The organism is Methylocapsa aurea (assembly GCF_000746085.1).
GTDB lineage: Bacteria > Pseudomonadota > Alphaproteobacteria > Rhizobiales > Beijerinckiaceae > Methylocapsa > Methylocapsa aurea.
On sequence record NZ_JQKO01000009.1, the window covers coordinates 122,501 to 147,891 of the forward strand.

The 25,391-nt window shown below is 60.9% G+C and carries 21 protein-coding genes and 1 tRNA gene (1 of these 22 cut by a window edge); 16 read left to right on the forward strand and 6 right to left on the reverse strand.

Going from position 1 to position 25,391, the window contains the following annotated elements; all coding sequences use genetic code 11:
- Together DL86_RS07165 and DL86_RS07170 are read left to right on the forward strand one after the other, a co-directional pair.
- A protein-coding gene (locus DL86_RS07165; RefSeq protein WP_036259766.1) for a hypothetical protein crosses the window boundary here: on the forward strand, positions 1-144 show its end. Its footprint begins 144 nt before the window's first position; only the last 144 of its 288 coding nucleotides appear in the window; its start codon lies beyond the left edge, outside the window; the stop codon is at positions 142-144.
- 198 nt (positions 145-342) lie between these two features.
- Complete coding sequence (locus tag DL86_RS07170) at positions 343-645, forward strand: hypothetical protein (protein ID WP_036259767.1); 303 nt, start codon at positions 343-345, stop codon at positions 643-645.
- 98 nt (positions 646-743) lie between these two features.
- Here the strand turns inward: DL86_RS07170 and DL86_RS07175 are convergent, their stop codons facing one another.
- Positions 744-1,862 carry a polyamine ABC transporter substrate-binding protein gene (locus DL86_RS07175; protein ID WP_036259769.1) on the reverse strand — a complete coding sequence of 373 codons (1,119 nt, stop codon included), beginning with the start codon at positions 1,860-1,862 and terminating at the stop codon, positions 744-746.
- Between the two features lie 459 nt (positions 1,863-2,321).
- Here DL86_RS07175 and DL86_RS07185 point away from each other — a divergent pair, with 459 nt between their 5' ends.
- The 4 genes from DL86_RS07185 to cysN all read left to right on the forward strand — a co-directional run bounded on the left by DL86_RS07185 (position 2,322) and on the right by cysN (position 6,409).
- Positions 2,322-2,756, forward strand: coding sequence for a GlcG/HbpS family heme-binding protein (locus DL86_RS07185; RefSeq protein ID WP_036259771.1), 435 nt, complete (start codon positions 2,322-2,324; stop codon positions 2,754-2,756).
- Complete coding sequence (gene cobU / locus DL86_RS07190) at positions 2,744-3,304, forward strand: bifunctional adenosylcobinamide kinase/adenosylcobinamide-phosphate guanylyltransferase (protein WP_342585858.1); 561 nt, start codon at positions 2,744-2,746, stop codon at positions 3,302-3,304. Before DL86_RS07185 ends, cobU begins: the two co-directional genes overlap by 13 nt.
- Positions 3,305-3,629: 325 nt before the next feature.
- Entirely contained in the window at positions 3,630-4,481 is an 852-nt protein-coding gene (gene cysD / locus DL86_RS07200) for a sulfate adenylyltransferase subunit CysD (RefSeq protein WP_051952945.1), read from the forward strand.
- Positions 4,481-6,409, forward strand: a complete 1,929-nt coding sequence (cysN, locus tag DL86_RS07205; protein ID WP_036259774.1) for a sulfate adenylyltransferase subunit CysN — start codon at positions 4,481-4,483, stop codon at positions 6,407-6,409. The genes cysD and cysN overlap by 1 nt, the downstream gene beginning before the upstream one ends.
- 144 nt (positions 6,410-6,553) lie before the next feature.
- Here the strand turns inward: cysN and DL86_RS07210 are convergent, their stop codons facing one another.
- Both DL86_RS07210 and DL86_RS07215 read right to left on the reverse strand, forming a co-directional pair.
- Entirely contained in the window at positions 6,554-8,041 is a 1,488-nt protein-coding gene (locus DL86_RS07210; protein WP_156964524.1) for a hypothetical protein, read from the reverse strand.
- 486 nt (positions 8,042-8,527) lie between these two features.
- Positions 8,528-8,800 carry a hypothetical protein gene (locus tag DL86_RS07215; RefSeq protein WP_084572765.1) on the reverse strand — a complete coding sequence of 91 codons (273 nt, stop codon included), beginning with the start codon at positions 8,798-8,800 and terminating at the stop codon, positions 8,528-8,530.
- Positions 8,801-9,094: 294 nt separating this feature from the next.
- On the opposite strand from DL86_RS07215, the gene DL86_RS18665 reads away from it, so the two are divergent.
- The 3 genes from DL86_RS18665 to DL86_RS07230 all read left to right on the forward strand — a co-directional run bounded on the left by DL86_RS18665 (position 9,095) and on the right by DL86_RS07230 (position 13,712).
- Entirely contained in the window at positions 9,095-11,089 is a 1,995-nt protein-coding gene (locus DL86_RS18665) for a pentapeptide repeat-containing protein (RefSeq protein WP_051952912.1), read from the forward strand.
- Between the two features lie 134 nt (positions 11,090-11,223).
- Positions 11,224-13,137: a pentapeptide repeat-containing protein gene (locus DL86_RS18670; RefSeq protein WP_162180404.1), complete on the forward strand. Its 1,914-nt coding sequence runs from the start codon at positions 11,224-11,226 to the stop codon at positions 13,135-13,137.
- A gap of 68 nt (positions 13,138-13,205) precedes the next feature.
- Positions 13,206-13,712 (forward strand): MmcB family DNA repair protein, encoded by a 507-nt coding sequence (locus DL86_RS07230; RefSeq protein WP_051952916.1) that lies wholly within the window; start codon positions 13,206-13,208, stop codon positions 13,710-13,712.
- Here the strand turns inward: DL86_RS07230 and DL86_RS07235 are convergent, their stop codons facing one another.
- Entirely contained in the window at positions 13,713-15,773 is a 2,061-nt protein-coding gene (locus DL86_RS07235) for an AI-2E family transporter (RefSeq protein WP_051952918.1), read from the reverse strand.
- 257 nt (positions 15,774-16,030) lie between these two features.
- On the opposite strand from DL86_RS07235, the gene DL86_RS07240 reads away from it, so the two are divergent.
- The 3 genes from DL86_RS07240 to ftsH all read left to right on the forward strand — a co-directional run bounded on the left by DL86_RS07240 (position 16,031) and on the right by ftsH (position 20,190).
- Complete coding sequence (locus tag DL86_RS07240) at positions 16,031-17,008, forward strand: flagellar motor protein MotA (protein ID WP_202899177.1); 978 nt, start codon at positions 16,031-16,033, stop codon at positions 17,006-17,008.
- 43 nt (positions 17,009-17,051) lie between these two features.
- A complete protein-coding gene (locus tag DL86_RS07245; RefSeq protein ID WP_036259780.1) occupies positions 17,052-18,080 on the forward strand; it encodes a peptidoglycan -binding protein in 1,029 nt (342 codons plus the stop codon).
- A gap of 265 nt (positions 18,081-18,345) precedes the next feature.
- Positions 18,346-20,190: an ATP-dependent zinc metalloprotease FtsH gene (gene ftsH, locus DL86_RS07250; RefSeq protein WP_036259781.1), complete on the forward strand. Its 1,845-nt coding sequence runs from the start codon at positions 18,346-18,348 to the stop codon at positions 20,188-20,190.
- 13 nt (positions 20,191-20,203) lie between these two features.
- On the opposite strand, the gene DL86_RS19735 is transcribed toward ftsH, so the two are convergent.
- The gene (locus DL86_RS19735; protein WP_156964526.1) at positions 20,204-20,347 is read right to left on the reverse strand and encodes a hypothetical protein; all 144 of its coding nucleotides are present in this window, start codon (positions 20,345-20,347) and stop codon (positions 20,204-20,206) included.
- Positions 20,348-20,482: 135 nt separating this feature from the next.
- On the opposite strand from DL86_RS19735, the gene DL86_RS07255 reads away from it, so the two are divergent.
- Together DL86_RS07255 and DL86_RS07260 are read left to right on the forward strand one after the other, a co-directional pair.
- Positions 20,483-20,896 carry a hypothetical protein gene (locus DL86_RS07255; protein WP_156964527.1) on the forward strand — a complete coding sequence of 138 codons (414 nt, stop codon included), beginning with the start codon at positions 20,483-20,485 and terminating at the stop codon, positions 20,894-20,896.
- Between the two features lie 130 nt (positions 20,897-21,026).
- On the forward strand, positions 21,027-22,715 hold the full coding sequence (locus DL86_RS07260) for an urease accessory protein UreH domain-containing protein (protein WP_245276287.1): 1,689 nt from the start codon (positions 21,027-21,029) through the stop codon (positions 22,713-22,715).
- A gap of 12 nt (positions 22,716-22,727) precedes the next feature.
- On the opposite strand, the gene DL86_RS07265 is transcribed toward DL86_RS07260, so the two are convergent.
- The gene (locus DL86_RS07265) at positions 22,728-24,281 is read right to left on the reverse strand and encodes an acid phosphatase (RefSeq protein ID WP_036259784.1); all 1,554 of its coding nucleotides are present in this window, start codon (positions 24,279-24,281) and stop codon (positions 22,728-22,730) included.
- Between the two features lie 175 nt (positions 24,282-24,456).
- Here DL86_RS07265 and DL86_RS07270 point away from each other — a divergent pair, with 175 nt between their 5' ends.
- Entirely contained in the window at positions 24,457-25,029 is a 573-nt protein-coding gene (locus DL86_RS07270; protein WP_051952920.1) for a mismatch-specific DNA-glycosylase, read from the forward strand.
- A gap of 210 nt (positions 25,030-25,239) precedes the next feature.
- Positions 25,240-25,314 (forward strand) — tRNA-Val (locus DL86_RS07275).
- Positions 25,315-25,391: the final 77 nt, after the last annotated feature.

Here is a 25,391-nt window from a genome sequence, read left to right on the forward strand (position 1 = left end):
ATTTTCCTGGCCCTTGTCCCACCTCTGGCGAGCGCTGGCGGTTTCGACATCGGTTCGTTGCTCGGCCAGTTGCTCATCGGGGCCGCCAGCGGCGCCATCGTGACGGCGCTCGTCAGCCTCCTGATGAATCCCATCGATTATTAGAGCGCTTCGGTGCGAAGCAGGGACGGGTTCGTTCTAAGATCGGTTCCTTCAGAACCGCCCCAAGCCACCGGCGTCGATTTGATCCCGGCGCGGCTGGACTAAGCGCAAAAAGCGGGGTTTCCTGGCCCTTGACCCAATGAAATTGGGGCCCTCGGGTCAAAGACGTTCGATTTGTCGGGCCTCGCTGAGGAGACGAATATGTCGGGAGCGATCATCAACCTCATCGTCCAGCTCGTCGCCGGCGCCGCGGGCGGCAATGCCGTCGGGGGCCTTTTGAAAAACATCGACCTCGGGCCTGTCGCAAAGACGATCAGCGGCGCGGTGGGCGGAGGCATTGGCGGAACAATCCTCCAAAGTCTGATCCCCGCCCTGGCCGGCGCTGCCGGCGGCGGCGTCGATATTGCCGCCCTAGCTGGTCAAGCGGTGGGCGGCGGCGTCACCGGGGCGATCGTGACCGTCATCGTCGGGCTGATCAAGAATGCGGTCCTGAAGCCGAAGTAAGCCGGAGCCGGGCCATCCCGCGCAGGCAAGGGGCCCATCAACACTCCGCGCGGCGGGACGGCCCTCGCGCGGGAAAACGGATTGGCCAAAGCGCGACACTATTTGCCGGTCTTGATTCGGGTCCATTCGCGGGTGATCAATCTTTGCGTCGCCTGATCGTAACTCCTGGCGGTGAAGAGCCGGCTCATCGTGGCGGCGTCGGGATAGATCGATTTATTATCGAGAATGTCTTTGTTGATGAAAGGCTTCGAGGCGAGAACCCCATTGGCGAAACTTGTCGCGTTGGTGTTGCGCGCGGCGATCTCCGGCCGCAGCAGGAAATCGATGAAGGCATAGGCTTCCTCGACATGCGGCGCATCCTTCAAAATCGCCAGATTGTCGAGCGACATCAAGGCCCCTTCCCGGGGGATGATATAGTTGATCTCGACGTCGTTTTGCGCCTCGCGCGCCCGGTTGCGGGCCTGGAAACTGTCTCCCGACCACCCCACCGCAAGGCAGATGTCGCCGCTGGCGAGCCCGTTGATATATTCAGAGGAATGAAACTTTGTCACCGAGCGGCGCAGAAGGCTCAGGAGATCGGCGGCGCGCCTCAAATCGCTTTGGCTCTTCGAATCCGGATTGAGCCGTAGATATTGCAAGGCGGTCGAAAACAGGTCTTCCGGACTGTCCAGCACGTAGACGCCGCAATCGGCGAATTTCTTCAAGAGTTCCGGCTTGAAGATAATGGACCAGGAATCAAGCGCCCCTTCGAGGGGCGCTAACGGCGCATCGCCGATTTTCTCCCTGGCCTTCTCGACATTATAGGCGATCCCGGTGGTGAACCACATATAGTTGACGGCATATTGATTGCCTGGATCATAGACCGCCAGCCGCGCCATCACCTCCGGCCAGAGGGTGCGGCTATTGGGGAGCCGCGCCTTATCGAGCTTCTGGTAGAGCCCGGCGGCGATCTGCCTTTGCAAAAAGGGACCTGAAGGAACGACGACGTCATAGCCTGTCTTGCCGGCCAGGAGGCGCGTCTCGAGCATTTCATTCGAATCAAAGGTATCATAGACGACCTTGATTCCGGTCTCCTTCGTAAAGTCATCGAGAACCTTGGGGTCGATATAATCGCTCCAATTATAGACGTTGACGACTTTGCCTTGCGCCAGGGCCGGAGAAGCAAAGCCGAATAAGCAAATCGCGGATGCCCAAAGCGTGATGCAAAAGACTCTCATTCGGACCTGATTTGTCGGCGCGTTGCGGCGGATATTGCCTAGTGGATCGATTCCTATGGATGATTCCCATCCGTCGGATCAAATCGATCCACCAGCATTTTAATTTTGTGGGCCGACTTGATCCTGACGCTCGGAAGCCAAGCGTCAGGGTCGGACCACTAGAGCGTTTCCCGATCAGATGCGGTCATCCGATCGAAAAGGAATCGCTCAGCTCCAATGGAACATGCTCAAGCTTACGCAGCATAGCCGAACTTCCGGTTGGGGACAATTCGATGGAAGTTTCATCGCTGCGTCATGACGCCGGAGCTAATCATAATGGAAAAGCGCTCGCCGCTTTCCGGCAAAAAGTGATGCGGAAACAAACCAGGCGGGATTGATCGAGCCCATTGACGGCGCGCCAAAACCGCTCGATCAGTGCATCGGGACAATCGGATCGCACCCAAGGGAAAAGAGCGAAACATGCATGTCACCGCAGCAAACGCCCAAATCGCCATCGAGGCCGCGCGTCAGAAGGCCGCCGAACTTGGAACGAAGATGTGCATCGCCGTCGTCGACTCGGGGGCGAACCTCAAAGCCTTTTACCGGATGGACGATGCGTGGGTCGGAAGCATCGACATCGCCATCAAGAAAGCCAAGACAGCGGTGTTTTTCGGCATGCCTACCGGCCTCATCGGCAATCTGTCGCAGCCGGGCGGCCCCCTTTTTGGAATCGAACATTCCAATGAGGGGCTGATCACCTTTCCCGGCGGTCTGCCGATCGTCGACGAGGAAGGCGTCCTGGTCGGGGCCATCGGCGTCAGCGGCAGTTCGGTCGAGAACGATCACGCGGTGGCGCAGGCGGGCGTCGCCATCGTCGGCGTCAGCGATCTGCCGGAACATCCTTGGCGCACCTGAACCCCGATCATCCGATCCGCAGCCTTCTGGTGCTGGGCGGGGCGCGCTCGGGAAAGAGCCGCTATGCGCAAAGGCTCGCCGAAGCCTCCGGCCGGCTTCCGGTTTTGGTCGCGACCGCGCAGGCGCATGACGCCGAAATGGCGGCGCGCATCGCCCGCCACGCGGCCGGCCGCGACGCGCGCTGGACGCTCATAGAGGAGCCGATCGCGCTTGCCGAAACCTTGCGCCGCGAGGGTCGGGAAGATCGCATCCTCGTGGTCGATTGCGCGACGCTCTGGCTCAGCAATCTGCTCTTGCGAGGGGACGATCTTTTTGGCGCGACGGATGAGCTGACGCAAATCGCGGCGCGGCTCGCCGGACCGGTAATCTTTGTCAGCAACGAGGTCGGCCAAGGGATCGTACCTGAAAACGCCGTGGCCCGCGGCTTCAGGGATGCGCAGGGATGGCTGAATCAGGCATTGGCGGAGGCCTGCGAGGCCGCTGTGCTGGTCAGCGCGGGTCTTGCGATTTTGCTCAAACCGGCGACTGAGCCAAGGTTCACGCTCTGACCCCTAGAGCAAATTCTAAAAACGGTTGGTCGACGTTTTCGGCCGTGAGACATCGGATATATCCGATGTCTCATAAATACACGCCCCAATGCATTGAAATTGAGCGGTTCCTGTCGATCAGATGCGCCCATCTGGTCGGGAAGCGCTCTTGCGGAGCCTTGCGGCATTCCGTCCGCGCGGCCTTGATCGCCCGGCGTTGCAAATGCCGAGGCGAAGGAATAATGACATTTTTAGCCGAGTGGAATTATGCGTAACACAGGATTTTAATGTGAAACAAGGGGCCTCCCCTCATCTGCGCCGCCTCGAGGCGGAGGCGATCTTCATCATGCGCGAGGTTGTCGCCGAATTTGAGCGGCCGGTGATGCTCTATTCCATCGGCAAGGATTCGAGCGTGATGCTGCATCTCGCGCAGAAGGCCTTTTTTCCATCGAAGCCGCCGTTTCCGCTGCTCCACGTAGACACGACCTGGAAATTCCGCGAGATGATCGCATTTCGCGATGAAGCCGCGCAGCGGGTCGGGATGGAGTTGCTGGTCCATGTCAATGAGGACGGCGTAAAGCGCGGCATTTCCCCCGTCGCCTCGGGATCGTCGGTGCATACGCAGGTGATGAAGACCGAAGGGCTACGCCAGGCGCTCGACAAATGGCGTTTCGACGCGGCTTTCGGCGGCGCACGGCGCGACGAGGAAAAAAGCCGCGCCAAGGAGCGAATCTTTTCGCATCGCTCGGCGGCGCATGCCTGGGACCCGCGCAATCAGCGGCCTGAACTCTGGCGCCTCTTCAATACGAGAATCAAGCAAGGCGAATCGATGCGGGTTTTTCCGCTGTCCAATTGGACCGAACTCGACGTTTGGGATTACATCCTAGCCGAAGGCATCCCCGTCGTGCCGCTTTATCTCGCCAAGGAGCGCCCCGTCGTCGATCGCGGCGGCTCCCTCATCATGGTCGACGACGACCGTCTGCCCTTGGCCCCGGGCGAGGCTCCGCGCATGGAGAAAATCCGTTTCCGCACGCTCGGCTGCTATCCGCTGACCGGAGCGATGCGATCGGACGCTGAAACCCTTCCCGACATCATCGCGGAAATGCGCGCCTCGACCATGTCGGAGCGGGAGGGCCGATTGATCGATCATGACGAATCCGGCTCGATGGAAAAGAAAAAGCGCGAGGGTTATTTCTGATGCTCGAGGCCGCGCACGCTCAACCAACGGCCGCGCCGGAAACGCCCGCCGCCGCGCTCCCAACCCTGCGGCTACTCACCTGCGGCTCGGTCGACGACGGCAAATCGACGCTGATCGGGCGCCTGCTCTTCGAACAAAGCCTTATTCTCGACGATCAGCTCGCCGCGCTGGAGCGCGATTCCCGCCGGCATGGGACCGATGGCGATAATATCGACTTCGCCCTGCTCGTCGATGGCCTCGAGGCCGAGCGCGAACAAGGCATCACAATCGATGTCGCCTATCGCTATGTCTCGACCCCGCGCCGCTCCTTCATCATCGCCGATACGCCCGGCCATGAACAATATACGCGCAACATGGCGACCGCCGCCTCCTGCGCCGATCTCGCTATCCTGCTGGTCGATGCGCGCAAGGGCCTTCTGACCCAGACCTGCCGCCATGCCGCGATCGTGTCGCTGACCGGCATCAAACATGTCGTCCTCGCCGTCAACAAAATCGATCTGACCGGGTTCGACCAAGCCGGCTTCGACAGAATCGTCGCCGAGTTCAAAGCCTTCGCCGCCCCGCTCGGCTTCAAGACGATTACGGCGATCCCGATTTCCGCCCGCCATGGCGACAATGTCTCGCAAAAAAGCGCCAATACGCCCTGGCATCATGGCCCCGCCCTGCTCGCCCATCTCGAGACCATCGACGTGGAAGAAGATCACAGCGGCCGGCCGTTTCGCCTCGCCGTCCAATGGGTCAATCGCCCGCATCTCGATTTTCGCGGGCTTGCAGGCACGATCGCGAGCGGATCGATCCGGCCCGGCGACGAGATCGTCGTCGCGGGCTCGGGCCGCGCCTCGCGGGTCGATCGCATCGTCACCGCCGATGGCGATCTGGCGTGCGCCGCGGTGGGCGAAGCCGTCACCCTCACCCTCGTCGATGAACTCGATGTCGCCCGCGGCGACGTGCTATGCGACCCCAAAAGCCGGCCCGAGGTGTCCGACCAATTCGCCGCCCATCTGATCTGGATGAGCGACGACAAGCTTTTGCCGGGCCGCTCCTATTTGATGAAAGCGGGCGCCCGAACCGTTCCCGTCACCATTACCGAACTCAAGCATCGCCTCGACGTGAACACGCTTGGCGAACTGGCGGCGCGAACCTTGAGCCTGAACGAAGTCGGCTTTTGCAATCTTGCGACGACGACCCCGATCGCTTTCGACCCTTATAAGGACAATCACGAGACCGGCGCGTTCATTCTGATCGATCGCGCGACCAATGCGACGGCGGCGGCGGGCCTTATCTCCTTCGGGCTGCGCCGCGCGACCAATATCCATCGCCAGGGGCTGAATGTCGCCAAGATCGACCGGGCGCGGCTCAAGCATCAAAAGCCCGCCGCGCTCTGGTTCACCGGCCTTTCCGGTTCGGGCAAATCGACCATCGCCAATCTCGTCGAATCCCGGCTTTACGCGCATGGCGTTCACACCGTCCTGCTCGATGGCGACAATGTCCGGCATGGGCTTAATAAAGACCTTGGCTTCACCGAGGTTGATCGGGTCGAGAACATCCGCCGCGTTGGCGAGGTCACGAAACTCATGACCGAGGCCGGCCTCATCGTTCTGTGCTCCTTCATCTCGCCGTTCCGAGCCGAGCGGCGCTTGGTGCGGGAACTTCTCGACAAGGATGAATTCATCGAGATATTCGTCGACACGCCGATCGCCGACTGCATCGCGCGCGATCCAAAGGGGCTCTATAAGAAAGCGATCGCCGGCGAGATCAAGAATTTCACCGGAATCGATCAGAGCTACGAACCGCCCGAAGCGCCCGAACTCATCGTCGCCCGCGACGGCCAGAGCGCCGAACAGGCCGCCGCCAAAATCGTCGCAACGCTGATAGAGCGCGGATTCATCGACCGCATCGACGATCTTGGCGACGACTGGTCGATTTAAGTGTGACCGCCGCCTCGCTCGACCGCGCGTCGAGAAACCTGCGTTCCGAAAAAGCGGCTCGGCCTTTTTTCGATATTGAGACATCGGATATATCCGATGTCTCATAAGAACATGCGCCAACTCTTGGATCTGAGCGATTCCCTTTCAATCAGATGATTCCATCTGAGCGGGAAGCGCTTTTGCACCATCCTCGCGCGCCGCGATCTCATCGAACCGCAGAGGCGTATAGTAGCCGCGCAGCTTCAGGATGGCTCGGCCCTGAAACGCCTCTGGAATTTGAAATTCTCGGGACCGTCCCGGACGAATTGCAAGGTTCGAGGCGACGACGCGCTCTTCCCCGGATTGCGCATCCCGCAATGCGACCGTTTCGATGAACGTCACTTCGGGCTCTTGTTCGCTGATAAAAAACGAGCGCGCCTCGGGTGGGAGCGGGATTTCTTCGATCCTTCCGAGCTCTTTGCGCGAGGCTCCGACAAGGACGCGCTTGACCCGGCTCGGATCGCCCACCCCGTCTGAAACATAAAGGAAGGGGCAAGAGCCAATTCCAGTCTGCCCGAGAAACGCGACGGCGGCGGCCGGCGCGCTCCGCACGATCACGCTATTTCCCTTAATTGTAATCGCCTTCAATTCATATGCAGGACCAAAAACATAAGTGCGATTGATCTTGCGCGTTTCGGGCGGCCGAAAGGAGGCGACGGATTTAGAGAAAATCGTCCGTACGGGATTTTTGGCGAGGCCATCGGCGTTTTCAGCCGCGCCGACGCTGTCTCGTCCCGTAAATTTTATCAACGGCAATGCAGCGTTCGCAATCCTCTTGTGGAGGGCGTTCGCTGTGTTCGAATCGAACAAGCTTACAATAGGAAGATCGGCATCTTCCAGATCGTATCGCAACTCAATTCGCAAAGGGATGACAGCCATTTCGCCCTTCTTGACCGTGATGACGCCTGAGGGCGAACTTTGCGGCTCGGCGCCTTGCCGCAAGAGCCTGAGCTGCTCGGCCGTGTCCGCCAGATAGCTAATTTTTTCGATCTGCAAATCCTTGTGGCGAGGTTCAATGACAGCAACCAAGGTAAACAGGCGTCTTGGTAACGCGTAAAAACCAAAATTATATGTCTCCTCGTCTCCACATCCGCCTTGAACCGCATTTCCGAAGCTTAAAAGAAAATCATCTGGCCAATTTTTATCGCCAAAATACAACATCGCATCGATTGATTTGTTCTGAACTAGAGATGAGTTATAGTTACTCTCATCTGCGCCTAAAATTGCATTTAGCACATCTTGATGCCGGAACTCTCTTTTGGCCAGAGTAGTTTCAAGTTCAGCCATCGAGTCCCAGTAATTCATCAAACTGGAAGCCGGGACGGGAGCATGAAGGAGCACACATGAAATTACGGCGTTCTGAAAGTCCTGGCTGGCCTGCGGCTTTTTCAAATCGTCGGAAAGAGCGGGTTTCGCGTAAGTCAGCTTGTAGTCGCTCGGCCAATCCTGCGTCTTGAAGACCGCGCGAAGGGAAGGCACGTCGGGCCAAATGATCTTTTCCTCGCCGGCATAGATCCGCAGTTTCTTCAAGGCGGCGAGAGGGGCTTGTTGAAGGCCGCTTCCGGCTATGTCGCCCTCGCCGCCCTTGCCCATGATCTTGTAATGAACGTCCGACCGAAGCGACTCGGTTGCCGAATTGGCCGGGAGACCAAATTGAATCACGATCTCCTGAACCTTCTGAAACACCGGATTCCGGACAATGACGGGACTTGCGCTCAGGAGCCGAGCTAACGCGGGATCAAAGCGTCCCGCGACCACAAAAGACGACGTCGTCGCGTCGAGCCAGAGATAGCGCAGCAGGAAACTATCTTCTGGCTTTTCCGGCATGCAATCGATCTCGTTGATGATCGTCGCCTGGTCCGTGGCCGTGACATTTTGCTGGACGACATTGCAGGAACCCAGCACGACCGCGCTCGCGTCGTTGGACTCTTCCTTTGCCGCTCCTTGCCCGAAAGCCCATGGCGGACACGCCAGAACAATAGCAAAGAAAATCAGGGCGGACGCAAGCTTACGCCAATGAACCCAATGCATAGCTTTGACGGATCCTGTCATCGGCATGCTCTATATTTCTTACAAAATTCATTTACTTTGAACGTTTTGCTGAATTGTATTCCCAGATCCCCCAACAATGGCCAATAGACCGTCCTTGCCGGAGAACAGCGCGGTCATGGCCAGCGACCAGACAAGAAACGCGATCACAAGAATGATGACAAAGGTCTGAGCGGAGCCGAGTCTGGCGAAAATTCCCAGCGACATGAGTTGCCGATAGAGCAGATAGAAAACCCCAATCACCAAGGCGGTGACGCCGCCCGCCTTCAGCAAGGGTTCAAGAATAGCCTCGGCAGCTCCCATTTGCGGCTTCCTTCGCTGCAAGACTTCGCCACGCCGATAGAAAAGAGCAGGATGGCGATCAAGATAGCCTTCGTCAATCTTACGCGGACGCACCTGCCTCGGCAAAAGTGCGCGGCACAAATCGGCGCGCCGGATCCAAGGCGGTCGCGGCGACCGCGTCGAAGTCCTAACGACAACCGGGATCGCCCCGCGCCGTTGTCTCGCAGAGCGAGCGACGCCGAGAGGCCATTGCCAGCGGCCCCTCCCCTCCGCTCGCGGCCTGTGCCAGAATGGCCGTGGGGGGGAATCAAAGCAATGTCAAAGCAGCTTCAAGAGACGCCGGCGGGGGAGCATCTTTCCGCTCAGGGAAAGACCGCAGGCGACACGCAGGATCTCGACGCGGCCCGCAAGAGCGTAGAGGATGCGGCTTCCGTCGCCGCGGGACTTTGGCTGAGCTACCTGTTCGCGCTGTTTTATATCGGCATCGCGACGGGGGGCGTCACTCATTTCGATCTCTTGCTCGAACACACCGTCAAACTGCCCTTTCTGAGCGTCGAACTTCCGCTCATCGCCTTTTTCGTCCTGGCGCCCATCCTCTTCATCGTTAGCCATACCTATACTCTGGTGCATTTCATCATGCTGGCAGCGAAGGTCGGCGGTTTCGACGACGCCCTCGCGGCGGAACATCCTGCGCTCGCCACGCAGGACAGCCTGAGGCGTCGGCTGCCGAGCAATGTTTTCGTGCAATTCCTTTCGGGGCCCGGAGATGTCCGCAAAGGCGGGCTTGGCTTGCTTTTGAAGGCGATCGCCTGGAGCAGCCTGGTCGTCGGACCGATCTTGCTGCTGCTCTTGATCCAAGCCCAGTTCCTGCCCTTTCATCATGAAGTGATCACCTGGCTCCATCGCTATGCGATTCTCGCCGACGTGGTCCTGCTATGGCTGCTTTGGCCGGCCGTGCTCGAAAGCCGAAGCACGATCGCATGGCCATCCCTGTGGCGTTACAAATGGGCGGCGCTGGCCAGCCTCGTTCCCATTGCCCTCGCCTTCGGGGTGGCGACTTTTCCCAGCGAGCGGATCAGCGCCTGGATCGACCGGTTGGAAACCTTGCCGCCGCGCGCCGTGACGGCGCGGCTCGGGCACGGCCTGAACGACCTGCACGACTTCCTGTTCCATGGCGACATCGACCAGATCAGACAGCGCCGCGATGGGCTTTTTTCGGATACGCTCGTCCTCTCCAATTTCAATGCGCAGAAAACCGCCAAGATCGAGAATCTCGAATTCGCCTCCGTCCGCCAAAGCTTGATCCTGCGCGGACGCCATCTGGAGGGCGCGGTTTTCCTGAACACGGATCTACGCAAGGTCGATCTGACCGACGCGCGGCTTCAAGGCGCTCAACTCGCCGGCGCGCAGCTTCAGGGCGCGATTCTGGACGGCGCGCAGCTTCAGGGCGCCAAGCTGGATTGGGCCCAGCTTCAGGGCGCCAATCTCAACCGCGCGCGCCTCCTCGGCGCATGGCTGGACAGCGCCCAGCTTCAAGGGGCGACGCTCACCGGGGCGGGGCTTCAGGGCGCATGGCTCAGGAATGCCCAGCTTCAGGGCGCGACGCTGGAAAAAGCGCTGCTTTTCGGCGCATCGCTGAAAGATGCGCAGCTTCAGGGCGCGTCTCTCCTCGCCGCGCAACTCCAGGGCGTCGACTTTGCCGGCGCCGTCCTCAACGCGACCAGCCTGACCCATGCCTATCTGTGGCGCGCGCGGTTTGATCCGCAGACATATCTGGCAAGAATTCAGGCCCGCGACGCTGGCGTCATATGGGATGAAGCGCAAACGGCATGGGATCAAAAAACCGGGGTAGGAACCCGCGAACCCTGGACCATGGCGCGCTATCTCGCGCTGGAGACGACAATCGAGACGGATGCGCCCCAGACATTGATCGAAAACGCGCCCGAGCCAAACCTGCGCGCCTTGGCCCTGCGCCAAATCGCAAGCCTTGATCCCGAGCGGCCGTTCGAGGCCGAATCGCAGACGCTGGACTGGCGCAGGGAGTTCGAATCCGCGATGGTTGGACCGGACGTCTTCGCCAAGGCGCTCGCCGAGGAATTGAAAAGCGCGGTTTGCTCAGGCGGCGTCAATGCGCCCTATATCTTGCGCGGCCTCCTCAACAATTACCGGATCCGCGCGACTCAGGCGCAGGCCAAAGCGCTGATAGAGGAAATTCTCAAACCGGGGACCTGCGCCGTCGCCTCCAACCTGACGGAGAACGACAGGGCGGAACTGCAAGCCATCGCAAAAGAGGCTGGCGGCGCGCTTTGACGATGCGGCCAGTTGATTGGGCCAAGCGGTTGCGCAGGCCTCAACCGGCGTTTTGGGCACCGCCAACATAAGGAAGTCAGCTCTGGCGTCGCTCGGCGCATTATGGCAGAATAATGGCGACAGAGGGCAAGCTAATGTCAAAGCGGCTTCGGGAGATGCGCCTTTCCCGCATTCGCGCGGCGCGGCTGGAGTCGCCCGCCGCTCGTCCCGACCTGATCAGGAAATTCGCCGAAAAGGCCGATGATCTCGACTCGGCGCGCAAGAGCGTCGAGGACGCCGCCTCCCTCAGCGGCGGTCTTTGGCTCAGCTATCTTTTCGCCCTCTTCTATATCGGCATTGCTGCAGGCGCAGTCACGCATAAAGATCTTCTTCTCGAAAACCCGGTGAAACTTCCTTTTCTGAGCGTCGAGTTGCCGCTCGTCGCGTTTTTTGTGCTGGCGCCAATTCTCTTCGTCCTCTCACACGCCTATACGCTGATGTATTTCGTTCTACTGGCGGCCAAGGCGGGGACCTTCAACGACATATTGGGAAAAAAGATTCCCGATCCTGATGCGGCGCCCGCGCCAGATATCAGCCCAGAGCGCGCAGCGGAATTGCGCGAGATCCGACTGGGCCTCCGACGGCAATTGCCAAGCAATATTTTCGTCCAATTTCTTGCCGGGCCGCGCGACATCCGCGACGGCGGCCTTGGCTGGTTCTTAAAGGCGGTCGCCTGGATCTCTTTGGTCATCGGCCCCGTGCTCCTGCTGCTTCTGCTCCAGTTCCAGTTTTTGCCCTATCACCTCGAATGGGTCACTTGGGTCCAGCGCGTCGCCCTTCTCGCCGATGTGGCGCTGTTGTGGATTTTGTGGCCGGCGGTGCTGGCGAGCCGCGGCGAGATCCAATGGCCGCGACTCTGGCGCCATCCGATCGTGACCCTCGCGAGCCTCATTCCCATCGGCCTCGCCTTCACGACGGCGACCTTCCCGGGCGAATGGATGGATGAGCTCGTCGGCCATGCGCGGTGGATCCCGCTCAATCGCACTGCTTTAGGGCTTTCTGCGGAAGAACCGCCGGAACGAACCTCGTTCCACGACCTATTGTTTAATGGCGACCACGATCCCGCTACCGAGCGGCGTAAGAGCCTCTTTTCCAACACGCTCGTGCTTCCGGGATTCGACGCGCTCGAAGCCGCGAAAGTCGCCGATTCGACAAAGCTGGATGGCGTCAAGCAGACTTTGACCCTGGACGGCCGGCATCTGGAAAGCGCCATTTTCTGGGGCGCCGACTTGCGCAAGGCCAATTTGCAGAATGCGCATCTGCAGGGGGCCTCGCTCTACCGGGCGAAACTTCAAGGCGCCCGGTTCCACAAAGCCAAGCTTCAGGGCGCGTCGCTCTTCCAGTCAAAGCTTCAGTGCGCATCGCTGAATTCTGCGGATCTTCAGGGCGCGTGGCTTGAAGAAGCTCAGCTTCAGGGCGCGGATGCCCTAGGTGTGAAGCTTCAGGGGGCATCGCTCAAAGGCGCTGGACTTCAGGGCGCATGGCTCGAATTCGCGCAGCTTCAGGGCGCATCGCTCGAAGACGCTGTGCTTCGGGGAGCGCGCGCCTTCGAGGTGGAACTCAAGGGAGCATCGCTTAAGGGCGCAGGGCTGGAAAAATTGGGGAAAGAGGGCGCCGCCCTTTTCCCCCTTCTCGAGGAGTATTTGCGCAAATTTGAACAATGCCAAAAGGCGCAGGAGCTCATGGCGCAACCGAATCAAGACCTCGTCCCGGCAGAGTTCGAAGCGAAACCCGAAAGCGACAGCGCATTGGCCGCCAATCTTCATGACCTCGCCTGCGGCAACTCCAACACCCAAGACGCCTTATCTATCGTGCGCGGTCTCGTTAAGAACGGCCGCATTGGGGACACCGGCAGCCAGGCAGCCACCCTTGTGGAAGCGATCGTCCACCCAAAGGACCGCCGGGAGTGCCCGGTGTCCGCTGTCCTTACCAAGGCCGACAAAGCAGCCCTGAAAACTGAAGCGTATAACGCGGACAAAGCGCGACAGGCCGGCGCCACGCCGCAGTGATGCGCCCTGCCTTTTCCTTGCCCTTGACGAGCAAGCCCCGCGCAGGCTTGCTGCGCTAACCTTCGCTCATGAGATGGCGCTCAACCCACTTGCCCCGCCTGATACAGCCCCTCGCCCCGCAAGACGGACGCCAGTCCGAGACGGCGCTCTTTGTTGCGCGCGGAACGCGGCGGCTGTTGCGGCGGCTCAAATTCTCGAGCCTCACCGAGTTGCCGCTGCTCTCGGGACGGCGGGCCGACATCGTCGCGCTGGCGGAGGACGGCGCGATCCATATCATCGAGATCAAATCCTCGATCGCCGATTTTCGCGCCGACCAGAAATGGCGCGACTATCGCGCCCATTGCGACAGGCTCTATTTCGCCATTCCCGAATCCGTGCCGGTCGAAATCATGCCCCCGGATGCCGGCCTTATTGTCGCCGACGCCTATGGCGCGGAAATTTTGCGGCAAGCGCCCGAGCACAAGATGGCGGCGGCGACGCGGCGCGCCGTCTTGATGCGTTTCGCCCATGCCGCCGCCCATCGCCTGCATGGTCTCTGCGACCCTGAAGTTTCGGCGCTGGGACCTCTCGCCTGATTAGGCCGCCCCAGCCAGACCTAGAGCCGCGGGCTTTGCATCGGTCGGTCCCGACTCTCCTGTTCGCTCGCCTGCGGCCGCCTGCTGCTGGCAAAAGCCAAGCGCATCTTTGAACGTCGTCGCGCAGAAGTCCGCCCTGATCTCGGCACAGAGATCGTTGGCTTCTTTAGCGTCGCTCCGCCAGAAACCTGCGAGAATCGTGACATCCTTGAGGCGCCGGCGTAGACGCCGAACCGCGAAGCGCGCCCGCGCCGCACTCAAATCGGCATCAAAAAAGGAGAGGCAGACCAACTCCGCGCCCTCCGGCGACAGATCCGCGATCCGACCGATGGTCAGCGCTTGAGCCGATTCGACCTTGGCGGCGATTCCCTGTTTTTTGAGAATGTCCGCAAACAGCGCGGCCGCCGCTTCATCGAGAAAGCTGCGGCCCGCGATGCAGAGAACGGTGGTTGGGCGATCCTGCTCGGACGCGAGAGGGCCGCCGATGTCCGCCGCCGGGATCACGTGCGTCGGCGGCATTGCGAGCGGACCCTGGGCAGACGCTGGCGCGCCCGTCCCGGCCGGCTCAGGCGCCGCAGCGCGCGTTGGCGGCTGATCGACATGATCGGAGAGATCCTCGACGACCTCCTCGATCGTGTCCCTGATCCGAAGTTGCCCGGCCTCATCGAGCACGCCGCGGCGAAGGTCCGTCTGCGCCATCAGCAAAGCCGCAAGCGCCACATCGTCGAAATAATCGACGAGCGAATGGGTCTTCAAATACCTCTCGGCCTGGTCGGCGACTTCCGAGGCGTCGCCGACCAGCATCCGTTGATAGAAATTTTCCACCGGCGTCAGAGGCGGCGCATCGCCGAAGATGACGTCCAGAAACGCCAGGCGTTCGACATGGCGCCCGAGCACGACGAGACAGACGGTGAGCGGAGTGGACAGGACGAGGCCGACCGCGCCCCACAACCAGGTCCAGAAGGTCGCCGAAATCACGACGGCGATGGGTGAAAGTCCGGTATGGCGGCCATAGAGCCAGGGCTCGACCGCTTGCCCGATAATGGGTTCTATGATGACGAAAAGGGCCAAGGTCTCGAGCGCCATGGTCCAGCCTGGATCGACCGCCGCCGCCAAGACGATTGGGAAGCCCGCGGCGATAAACGAACCGATGTAGGGCACGAAGCGCAGCAGCGCTGCGACAATGCCCCAAAGAATCGGACTCGGAACGCCAATGAAGTAAAGGCCAATGGCGACGATCACGCCAAAGCAGGCGTTGATGAGGGTCTGGATCAGAAAAAACCGGCTGAGCCGTCCCGCGGCGTCGGTCATTGCCAGCGTCGTGCGCTGCAAATCGCCCGATCCGACGAGCCTTAGGAAGCGATTGCGGAGATCCTCGCGCTGCAAGAGAATGAACACGACGAAGACAATGACGATGAAAGTCGTCTCGAGAGGCGAAAGCGCGGTTCCGGCGATGGTCTGCAGAAGATCGAAAGGCCCTGGGGCCGGCTGATGCACCTCCACTGGAATCGGCCGCTCGCTGGCCTCGTTGCCGGCGTGGCCATCCTTTTGGACCTGGCTTTGGCTTTGCGTCAGCCTGTTTTCTCTTGGACCTGATGGCGCGGGCCCATTCGCCGGCGCCGACCGATTCGGGATGATTTCGCCAAAGCTTTTGACCGCAGCCGAAACCTTCGCAAAGAGAACGTTATCGGCGGCGGCGTCGCGCAATCTGCCGATCTTTTCATTTACCGTCGCCTGATATTTCGGAAGGTCGACGGCCAGTTCGGACACCTGCCGGGTCAGAACCGCGCTGACAGCGAAAGCGACGACAAGCGCCGCGAGCACGACTGTGACGACCGATGGGACCCGGCCGAGGCCCCAGCGCCGCAGCACCAGGATTGGCGGCGACAACACGAAGCTCAACAGGATCGCGATCGCGATGGGAACGAAAATCTCGCGCCCAACGTAAAGCGTCATCACTACGAAGGCGACGAGAAACAGCGTCGCAAGCATCTCGAGCGTGCGCGCCGAATCGGGCTGTTTTTGAGGACGGGCGGCAGGGCTTTCAAAAAAATCAGTCAAGTGACCGCCTCGCAATTTGGCGGATCAGCAACGCCGCTTTTGCTCAGAGGTTCCAACCCCGCCAAGCTTGCTGGCGCTGCCCGCCGGCGTGCGTCGGCGTATTTTCAATAGGCCATGAGAGGTTTTCACTCCGGCCGAAAATGCTCTAAAGTCCACGCTGGCCACGGCTCGGCCATTGGCCGAGGCGCGGCGCAAGATAATCGCGAGCGCTTTCGCTTGGGGCTCCTCGCGCGCAGCGGATGATCCAAATGGCGCAAATGGCGAATGACGATCTCGGCAGGCTTTCTTCGCCCGTTATTTTCCTGGTGCGCATGCTGGCGTTTCTTATCCTGGCCGGTTTTTGCGCGCTCATCCTGCACCGCCAGATCGCGACGGCCTTCCTGGCGAATCCCGGCCTCAACGGATTGATCGCCGGCGTGCTTTGCTTCGGCATCATTCTTGGACTGCGCCAGGTCATCCGCTTGTTTCGCGAGGTTAAATGGGTCAACGCGCATTTGCGGCGCGAGGCGCAAAGAGTTAAGCCGCCGGCGCTGCTCGCGCCCCTGGCGCGGTTCTTCGCCGCTCATCCCTTCGCCCATGGGGCGACGACGCCTGGTCTGCGCGCGATCCTCGATTCGATTGGCGCTCGCCTCGACGAGGCGCGCGACACCGCAAGATACCTGACGGGACTGCTCATCTTCCTCGGCCTGCTTGGCACGTTCTGGGGCCTGCTCGAAACCGTCGGCTCCATTGGCGGCGTCATCAAATCGATGCAAACGGGAGCCGACGCCGCAGTCATGTTCGACGACCTCAAGAACGGCCTCTCGGCGCCGATCGCCGGGATGAGCATTTCCTTTACCTCGTCGCTGTTCGGCCTTGCCGGTTCCCTGGTGCTTGGCTTTCTCGATCTTCAAGCCGGCCATGCGCAAAATCGGTTCTTTAGCGAACTCGAAGACAGCCTGACCGCGACGGCGGCGGAGACGGAGGCGCGGCCCGACTCTCTACCCGGCTCTGAGGGACTGCCGCCCGAGCTTCGCGCCGCGCTCGACAAGATCGCCGCGAGCGCCGACCAAAGCCAGGCGAGGGCGACGACAATCGCCGTGGCCAATCTCGCCGACGGCGTCCAGGCGCTGGTTCAGCACATGCGCTCGGAGCAGCAGTTGATTCGAAATTGGGCCGAGAGGGAGGCCGAACAGAAGCGCGAGCTCAAGATCGTTTTGCTGCGCCTCACGGCGGCGATGGAGGCGCAAGAGTGAGGCCCATGCGAGCAATGCAAAAGCCTTTGCGAGAGGCGCGCTGATGGGCCTGGCCAGAGCGCGGCGGCGCGTCCGCCAAATCGATTATTGGCCGGGTTTCGTCGACGCTTTGTCGACCATGCTTCTCGTCATGATTTTTCTTCTGTCGGTCTTCATGCTGGCGCAGTTTTTCCTCGCCCGCGAGGTGACCGGCAAGGATAGCGCGCTGATGAAGCTCAACCGCCAGATCGATGAATTGACATCCTTGCTCGCGCTGGAGCGCTCCGAAAAGAGCGCGGCGCAGGCAAGCGCCGCCACCTTGACCGCGAGCCTTGAAGCGGCGCGACAAGACAAGGCGCAATTGCAGGGTTTCATCGATTCCGGCAAGGCGGGCGTTGAAGACGCCAACGCGGACGCGGGAGGCGCGCGGCGCCAGCTTGATGCGGAGCAGCAGGCGTCGGCGCGCGCGAAGGCGCAGATCGAAATCCTCAGCCAGCAGATCGCGGCCTTGCGGCGCCAGCTCGCGGCGCTCGAAGATGCGTTGCAAGCCTCGGAAAGCCGCGATCGCGACTCGCAGACCAAGATCGCCGATCTCGGGTCGCGACTCAATGTGGCGCTGGCGCAGAAGGTTCAGGAACTCGCCCGCTATCGCTCGGACTTTTTCGGCCGCCTGCAGCAAATCCTCGGCGGCCGGCCGGGGATAAGCATTGTCGGGGATCGCTTCATCTTCCAGTCCGAGGTGCTTTTCGCGTCCCGTCAGGCCAGCCTCGATCCCGCCGGGCGCAGCGAGCTCGACAAGATCGCCAGCGCGCTCATCACGCTCGAACATGAGATACCGCCGGACATTCCCTGGATCATGCGCGTCGATGGCCATACCGACAGGAAGCCGATCCAATCGACGCAGTTTTCCTCGAACTGGGCGCTCTCGACCGGCCGGGCGATCGCGGTGGTTCAGTATCTCATCGCCAAAGGAGTTTCGCCGCAGCGGCTCGCCGCAGCTGGTTTCGGCGAATTCCAGCCGCTCGACCCGGCCGATGGCGAGGACGCCTATCGGCGCAATCGCCGAATCGAATTGAAGATCACGGAAAGATGAAGTCGGACGGAGATCGTTCAGCAAGGCCAAGATGCGATGCGTCCTCAACGCCGCCCCGGTGGGGCGTGGCGAAGCCAGAGTTCAGATCCCATGACGTCGGCGCTCGCGCAGCTTGCAACGCCAGTCCTTGACCCAGCCTACGCGCGCTACTGTTTGATCCAGATCAGAACCCTATTGTCCAGCGGCTTTATGAAGATGCCTTCGAGGCGCGATCGATTTGCTTCGGCCCTTGCTTCGAGCGCCGGACTCGGGGAGTGAGACGACCATGGAGTCCAACAATCGAAAACAGGCCTGGACTATCTGGTACGTCATCGTCGCCTTCACCGGCATGCTCCTGCTGCAGCAGGCGTGGAGCTCCTACCAGCAGACCGAAACGATTTCCTATAGCGAGTTCGAAAAGCGCATCGCCGAGAAGAAAATCTCCGAGGTCGTGATCGGCGCGGATACGATCCAAGGGACGCTCAAGACGCCGGCTCCCAACGGCGTCAATAAATTCATCACTGTCCGGGTCGATCCGGCATTGGCCGACAAGCTCGCGGCCGAAGGCGTCACCGTAACCGGCGCCCCGCCCGCTGGGATCATCGGCGCGGTCCTCGGCTGGGTCATTCCGGGCATCGCCTTCTATTTGCTCTGGGTTTTTCTATTTCGCAGATTGGCCGACAAGCAGGGCCTCGGCGGTCTCATGACCGTCGGCAAATCGCACGCCAAGGTTTATGTCGAGACCGACACCAAGGTTACATTCAAGGATGTCGCCGGCGTCGACGAAGCCAAATTCGAATTGCAGGAAGTGGTGGCCTTTCTCAAGGATCCGAAGGCTTTCGGCCGCCTCGGCGCCCGCGCGCCCAAAGGCATTCTCCTGGTCGGACCGCCTGGAACCGGCAAGACGCTGCTCGCCCGCGCGGTGGCGGGCGAAGCGGGCGTCTCCTTTTTCTCGATTTCGGGCTCCGAATTCGTGGAAATGTTCGTCGGCGTCGGCGCCGCCCGGGTCCGCGATCTTTTCGAACAGGCGCGCAAGGCCGCGCCCTGCATCATCTTCATCGACGAACTCGACGCGCTCGGCCGTTCGCGCTCGGCGGGCGGAATCGGCGGCTTCGATGAGAAGGAGCAGACGCTCAATCAGCTCCTGGCCGAGCTGGACGGTTTCGACCCCTCGATCGGCGTCATTCTGCTCGCCGCCACCAACCGTCCCGAAATCCTTGATCCCGCCCTCCTGCGGGCAGGTCGATTCGATCGCCAGGTGCTCGTCGATCGGCCTGATCACAAGGGACGGCTCGAAATCGTGCGGGTCCATGCGCGCAAGATCGTGATTGAGCCTGGGTTCGATCTTGATCGCGTCGCCAACATCACGACGGGCTTCACCGGCGCCGATCTTTCCAATCTGGTCAACGAGGCGGCGATCGTCGCGACCCGCCGCAGGGGCGCCGCGGTGAACTTCGAGGATTTTACCGCCGCGATCGAACGGATCGTTGCCGGGATCGAGAAGCGGAGCCGGATCTTGAGCGCGCCGGAGCGGCGGCGCGTCGCCTATCACGAGATGGGCCATGCGCTGGTCGCGGCCAGCCTGCCCGATGTCGACCCGGTGTTGAAAGTTTCGATCATCCCACGCGGCGTCGGCGCGCTTGGCTATACGATCCAGCGCCCCACGGAGGACCGCTTCGTTCTCGCCGCGAGCGAATTGCATCACCGCATCACGGTGCTAATGGGCGGACGAGCCGCCGAAATGCTGATTTTCGAGGGCGACATTTCGACCGGCGCAGCCGACGATCTCCAGCGCGCCACCGACATCGCGATGGAAATGGTCACGCTCTATGGCATGGCCGCGGCGGTGGGACAGCGCACCTATAAGCCGCCGCCGCAAATGTTCCTCGGCTCGCAGCCGCTCGATAAGCCCGCGGCCTCGGAGGCGACGCAGCGCGAAATTGATCTTAGCGTCAAAGACATGGTGACGAACGCCTTTATGGAGGCGCGCGACATTCTGGCGCGGCGGCGCGCCGATCTCGACAAAGGCGCCGAACTCCTGCTGACGAAAGAGGCGATCACGGCCGATGATTTTCCCGCCATCCGGCAAGCTGAGCCGACGCCGAGGTTGACTGCAACGCCTTCTGCCTAGCTAGGGCAAGATCCTAAAAGGCGCTGACGCTCATTATATCGATCGCCATATAGGCTTTGATCGACATCAACGTCATGACTTTTAAACTGTGTTTTTTCAGCGCAGGCGCTATCAAAAGATTGGCGCGAGGAGGGAAGCCCGCCTCCACGCCGGTCAAGAGCATATTCTTATGAGAGATTGGATATATCCGATGTCTCATAAGAATATGCTCTAACCCTTTGAATCTGGGCGATCTAGGAACGCAGGTCCGTCGGCGTAGCCCGCCGCGGTTCGCGTATGAAGGAGACGAATTTTGTCCCATGCCCCCATCCATCCCGAGCCAAGCCACAGGCCATTCCCGCATGGTTTCCGGCGCGTCCGCCTCGAATTGGCGCGCGAGAAAAATCATCCCGGAGGCAGCGCGCAGGACGGCTATATTCTCATCATTCCGCTCGACGCCGAGGGGCGGATTGATGTCGAATCCTGGCGGGAGCATCGCGATCTTTGCCGAATCGTGCGATTTCGCGCCGGCGAGGATGACGAGATCGGCCACCTCAGGCGCAAACCAGGCGGCAGCTGGACGCTGCACTACGACGCTGCCGGCGGCGTCGAGGACGAAAATATCCGCCATCTCGAAAACGATCATTTCATCATCGGCGACTATATCGCGATCCGCGAGGAGGATGAACTTCATACGTTCCAAGTGGCGTCTGTCGATTACGTCTGAAGCCAGGGGGCCCTCTCCGAAATACGGGGGATTCTGGGTCGCCTCACGCGCGCGCGTCCAGCGCAGCGGCGCCTGCACGGTCGCTTGACCATCGCGCGCCCTTCATAGCCCCGGCTTGTCTAAGGATGGATTGGACCTCGTCATGAAGGCGCATGGCGTCAGCTTTCACGCACGAGGAATGCATTGCTCTGGCTGCGAGCACATCATCGAAGACGCGGTGCGCAAGCTGCCTGGGGTGCAGCGAATCAAAGCGGATTATGCAACCGAGACGGTCGGGGTCGTCTTCGATCCAGCATTGACGAATATCGAGGACATCTGCGCCGCCGTCTCGCAGAGGGGCTATCGCTGCGCTCTGCCTGATGAGGTCCCTGCCCCGCGCAATAGGCTGAAGACGCTCGCCGCCATTATCCTGGGCGTCGTCGGCATCCTTCTCATCATCTTCCTCGACACCTGGTTCATCAGCACAAGCGGCGCGCCCGACGTCAGCAAACATATGAGCTATGGCCTGATCCTGACGCTTGGATTGCTGACTGGGTTCCATTGCGTCGGCATGTGCGGCGGCTTTGTCCTGAGCTACACGGCGGACGACGCGCGCATGGGACAAAACTCCCACTTGTCGCATCTGCTTTACGGCGCAGGAAAGACCCTCTCCTATACGGTCATCGGCGCGATGTTCGGCCTGCTGGGCGCCGTCATAGCCTTCACGCCGATGCTGCGCGGCGTCGCGGGCGTCGCCGCCGGCCTCTTTCTGATCGTGTTCGGCCTGAACATGCTGAACCTCTTCCCGGCGCTGCGCAGAATCCGGCTTAAGCTCCCGGCCTCACTCTCATGGGCGGTGTCAGGCCAGCAGACCCGAAGCCGCAACCGGCCCTTTGTGATTGGATTGTTGAACGGCCTGATGATCGCCTGCGGCCCATTGCAGGCGATGTATGTGATGGCGGCGGGAACCGGCAGCGCCATCGAGGGCGGCAAGATGCTGTTTACCTTCGGCGCCGGAACGCTGCCGGTCCTCCTCAGCTTTGGCTTTCTCACCAGTCTGATCTCGGGCGCGCTGACCCATCAATTGTTGCGCGCCTCGGGGGTTATTTTGATTCTCTTGGGAGCGGTCATGATCAATCGCGGACTGATCCTGACCGGCGCGGGTTATGATCTGCAATCCGCCCTGACGACGGCATCGACGAAGCTCGGCCTCGCAAAGCCCCCCGCCGCTTCGTCGGCGGTTGAGAGCCATGTTCAAACCATCGCGATGGATGTCGTCAAATCGGGATTTGAACCGAACCATTTCGTCTTGCGCCGCGGGGTTCCAGTCAGATGGATCATTGACGGCAAGGAAATCACCCATTGCAACAAGCGCATTGTCGTCCCCAAGTTGGGATTGGAGTTCGATGTCAAAGAGGGCGCCCAGACCATCGAATTCACGCCGAGTGAACTAGGCGTCATCCCGTGGAGCTGCTGGATGGGCATGTTGCACGGCCAGTTTGAGGTGATCGCCGACGTCGAGGTCGCGACCAAAGCGCCGCAGACCGTTGAGCCGAAAATTGGAGCCCCCGCGCGACCCGCCATCGACGAAGCGGCGCCGGCCCCTCCGGCCTTGGCGCGAACATCCGAGCCTGAGAAAAGCGCCGCGACGCCAGCAACCTATAAAGTCGTTGCCGGCGATAGCCTCGCCAAGATCGCCCGCAAGCTCTATGGCGATGCGCGGAAATGGACCGAGATCGCCACAGCCAATCCACATCTCAATCGAAGCAAGCTGAAAGCGGGCCAAATCATTCAGCTTCCGGCTCCCCCATTGAGGGAAACGAAACGGGAGGCGAAGTAGTCTTCGCTAGGGTCAGGGCGAGGACAGGTCCAGCGCGCCAGTCAGATCGCCGAGCTTTTGACCATGCGCCGCCATGGCCTCGTCGCGCAGGCGCAGGCCATCGAGAACCGGCAAATCAAACCGCCGCGTGATGAAGCGCAGCACCGAGGTCGTGTCGTAAAGCGTATGATCGACAAAGCCCTTCTTGGCATAGGGCGATATGATCAAGGCCGGGATCCTGTTGCCCGGCCCCCAGCGGTCGCCTTTTGGCGGCGCGACATGGTCCCAGAAGCCGCCGTTTTCATCATAGGTCACGATCACAAGCATGTGGCCCCATTGCGGGCTTTTCTCGAGATGCGCGACAACCTCCGCGATATGTTCGTCGCCCGAGAGTATGTCGGCATAGCCCGGGTGCTCGTTGAGATTGCCCTGCGGCTTGTAGAAACCGACTTGCGGCAAAGTCCCAGCGTCGATCGCCTCGATGAAGGCCGCCCCATTGAGGCCGCCGTCGCGTAAATGCTGGGCGCGCGCGGCCGACCCCGGCGCCATGGCCGCGAAATAATTGTAGGGCTGGTGATGGAATTGGAATCTCACGGCAGAATCGGCGACCCCATCGAGGGCCGCCCGCCAGGCGCCGGCATACCAGGCCCAGGTCACCCCTTTCGCACTAAGGAGATCGCCGATGGTCGGCTCGGTCTGCGGCGGAAGCGTTGTCTCCGCGTTCGGATCGGCATAGGCGGGGTCGCCGCCGGGCGCGGGCTTGTTGGCGCTTGGTTGATAGGGCGGCTGCATCGTATTGACGGCGTAAAGATCCGGCGAGAGCGCGCCGTCATTGACGAATTTCGGCTTGCCCTCGAGCGCCGACCTCGGCGAATCCGGGGCGAGCTTCAAAGTCACTCCGTCATCCTCGACAACGGCGATCAGGCCTTTGGCCGGCTTTTTGTCGGCATTTGGAAAGCGCGGCTCGCAGGCGCAGGCCAAATAGAAATGATTGACGAAGGAGCCGCCGAAAGCGGCCATGAAGAAATTATCGGCGAGCGCATAGCGCTTGGCGACCGACCAGAGCGGCAGCTTCGATCCATCGTAATATCCCATCACCAGCGCGCCGGAATCGCCATAGGCTACAAAGCGATCGTTCTTGCCGCCATTGATCTGCATCTGATTCTGATAGAAGCGATGCACGAGATCGACCGTCGGGACGCTGATCGGCGTGTTCAAGCCGGCGGGATCGTCGATCGCGAAAACGGCATTGGGAAGATGCGCGGTCTGCGCTTCGGTCACCGCAGGAACGACTCCCTTCGCGGTCAACCCTTTCCAGATCGGCGGCAATTCCGGCAAGAGCGAGCCGTCGCGATCGAATTGGCGCGCCGCCTCAGGCGTTTGTTTGGAAAGTCCATTCGCGCCGGGAAAATGACCATAAAGATTATCGAAGCTGCGATTTTCCGCGTAGATCACGACAATCGCCTCGATTTTCTCCAGCCCATCGGGAGAAGCCAGAGCGCTGTTCGCGCCTTGGACGCTCCCTGCCGCAAGCGCGAGAACGCCAATGCCCGCAGTCGCTCGACGCGCAAAATTGATGATTGTCATTCCACCTCCCCCGAGCAGCCGCGAAGGCCTGGGGCAGCGTCCCGCCTCATCCTCCCGCGCTCCGATTCATGCCGCTTTGTCATTGCATTCTCTTGACGCCTTGGGGCAAGCGGTATGTTTTGCGCCCCGGAACGGGCAAGGGCGGCTTTCTCCCGAAAAGAGTTGAATTGCCGACATGAGCAATAACGTTGACTTGCGTGATCCGCGTGAAAGCCTTCCCGACCTCGTGCGGGACAAGCTTGACGTGATTTTCGTCGGCATCAATCCTTCGACGTTTTCGGTCGCCCAAGGGCATTATTTCGCCCGCGCGGCAAACCGGTTCTGGCCCTCGTTCTCACGCTCGGTTCTCAGCCATTCCGCGCGCCGCTCCCTTGGCGTTTCGCGTTTGGAGCCGGCGCATGACCGCCAGCTCCTCGATCACGGGTTTGGCTTCACCGACGCGGTCAAACGCCCGACCGCGCGCGCCAGCGATCTCACGTCAGCGGAATTTGAGGCGGCCATGCCGCACCTTTTGGAAAAACTCGAGCGGCTTCAACCGCACATAGCCTGTTTCCATGGGACGATGGCGTATCGGCGGGTTCATCGCGCTCTGGTCGCTGCGAAATCCGATCCAATCCTCGGTCTGCAGTCGCTCCGGATCGGCCAAACGCAAGTCTTTGTGGTCCCCAATCCAAGTCCGGCCAACGCACACTTCACCCCAGCCGACCAGGTGCTCTGGTACGATCGGCTCGCCGCCTGCCTTGCCTAAGCTTGACCGCGCGACCCGAAAAGCCGCCTCCGGGGCGCAATAAGAGGCGGCCTAGATGCGAATCGCGCTGGCTCAATCGATCGGTTTCAGAGCAACCACGAAATCCGCCTTGACTTCGCTGCTCTGGCTTTCATAAAGGGTCCGGCTTCGCGCGGCTTGGCGCGAATTCCCGACGCCTTGAATTTTGCGGCCAATAGATCGGCCGCCGGCGGGTGCGTAGCTCAGCGGGAGAGCACTCCCTTCACACGGGAGGGGTCACAGGTTCAATCCCTGTCGCGCCCACCATTCAAGCGCTTGCATTTAAAAATGCGCCGGCATCGCCCTTTCCAGCGGCTTCGGAAGGTTTGCCCTCCGGGAAGCAG

Excerpts from the sequence above, each read along its gene's own strand:
- ftsH (WP_036259781.1), top strand. The coding sequence starts at position 18,346 with ATGGAGTCCAACAATCGAAAACAGGCCTGGACTATCTGGTACGTCATC.
- DL86_RS07245 (WP_036259780.1), top strand. The coding sequence starts at position 17,052 with ATGGGCCTGGCCAGAGCGCGGCGGCGCGTCCGCCAAATCGATTATTGG.
- DL86_RS07270 (WP_051952920.1), top strand. The coding sequence starts at position 24,457 with ATGAGCAATAACGTTGACTTGCGTGATCCGCGTGAAAGCCTTCCCGAC.
- DL86_RS07265 (WP_036259784.1), bottom strand. The coding sequence starts at position 24,281 with ATGACAATCATCAATTTTGCGCGTCGAGCGACTGCGGGCATTGGCGTT.
- DL86_RS07240 (WP_202899177.1), top strand. The coding sequence starts at position 16,031 with ATGGCGAATGACGATCTCGGCAGGCTTTCTTCGCCCGTTATTTTCCTG.
- DL86_RS07210 (WP_156964524.1), bottom strand. The coding sequence starts at position 8,041 with ATGGGCAAGGGCGGCGAGGGCGACATAGCCGGAAGCGGCCTTCAACAA.
- DL86_RS07230 (WP_051952916.1), top strand. The coding sequence starts at position 13,206 with ATGAGATGGCGCTCAACCCACTTGCCCCGCCTGATACAGCCCCTCGCC.
- cysN (WP_036259774.1), top strand. The coding sequence starts at position 4,481 with ATGCTCGAGGCCGCGCACGCTCAACCAACGGCCGCGCCGGAAACGCCC.
- DL86_RS07215 (WP_084572765.1), bottom strand. The coding sequence starts at position 8,800 with ATGGGAGCTGCCGAGGCTATTCTTGAACCCTTGCTGAAGGCGGGCGGC.
- DL86_RS18665 (WP_051952912.1), top strand. The coding sequence starts at position 9,095 with ATGTCAAAGCAGCTTCAAGAGACGCCGGCGGGGGAGCATCTTTCCGCT.
- DL86_RS18670 (WP_162180404.1), top strand. The coding sequence starts at position 11,224 with ATGTCAAAGCGGCTTCGGGAGATGCGCCTTTCCCGCATTCGCGCGGCG.
- cysD (WP_051952945.1), top strand. The coding sequence starts at position 3,630 with ATGCGCGAGGTTGTCGCCGAATTTGAGCGGCCGGTGATGCTCTATTCC.
- DL86_RS07170 (WP_036259767.1), top strand. The coding sequence starts at position 343 with ATGTCGGGAGCGATCATCAACCTCATCGTCCAGCTCGTCGCCGGCGCC.
- DL86_RS07175 (WP_036259769.1), bottom strand. The coding sequence starts at position 1,862 with ATGAGAGTCTTTTGCATCACGCTTTGGGCATCCGCGATTTGCTTATTC.
- DL86_RS07185 (WP_036259771.1), top strand. The coding sequence starts at position 2,322 with ATGCATGTCACCGCAGCAAACGCCCAAATCGCCATCGAGGCCGCGCGT.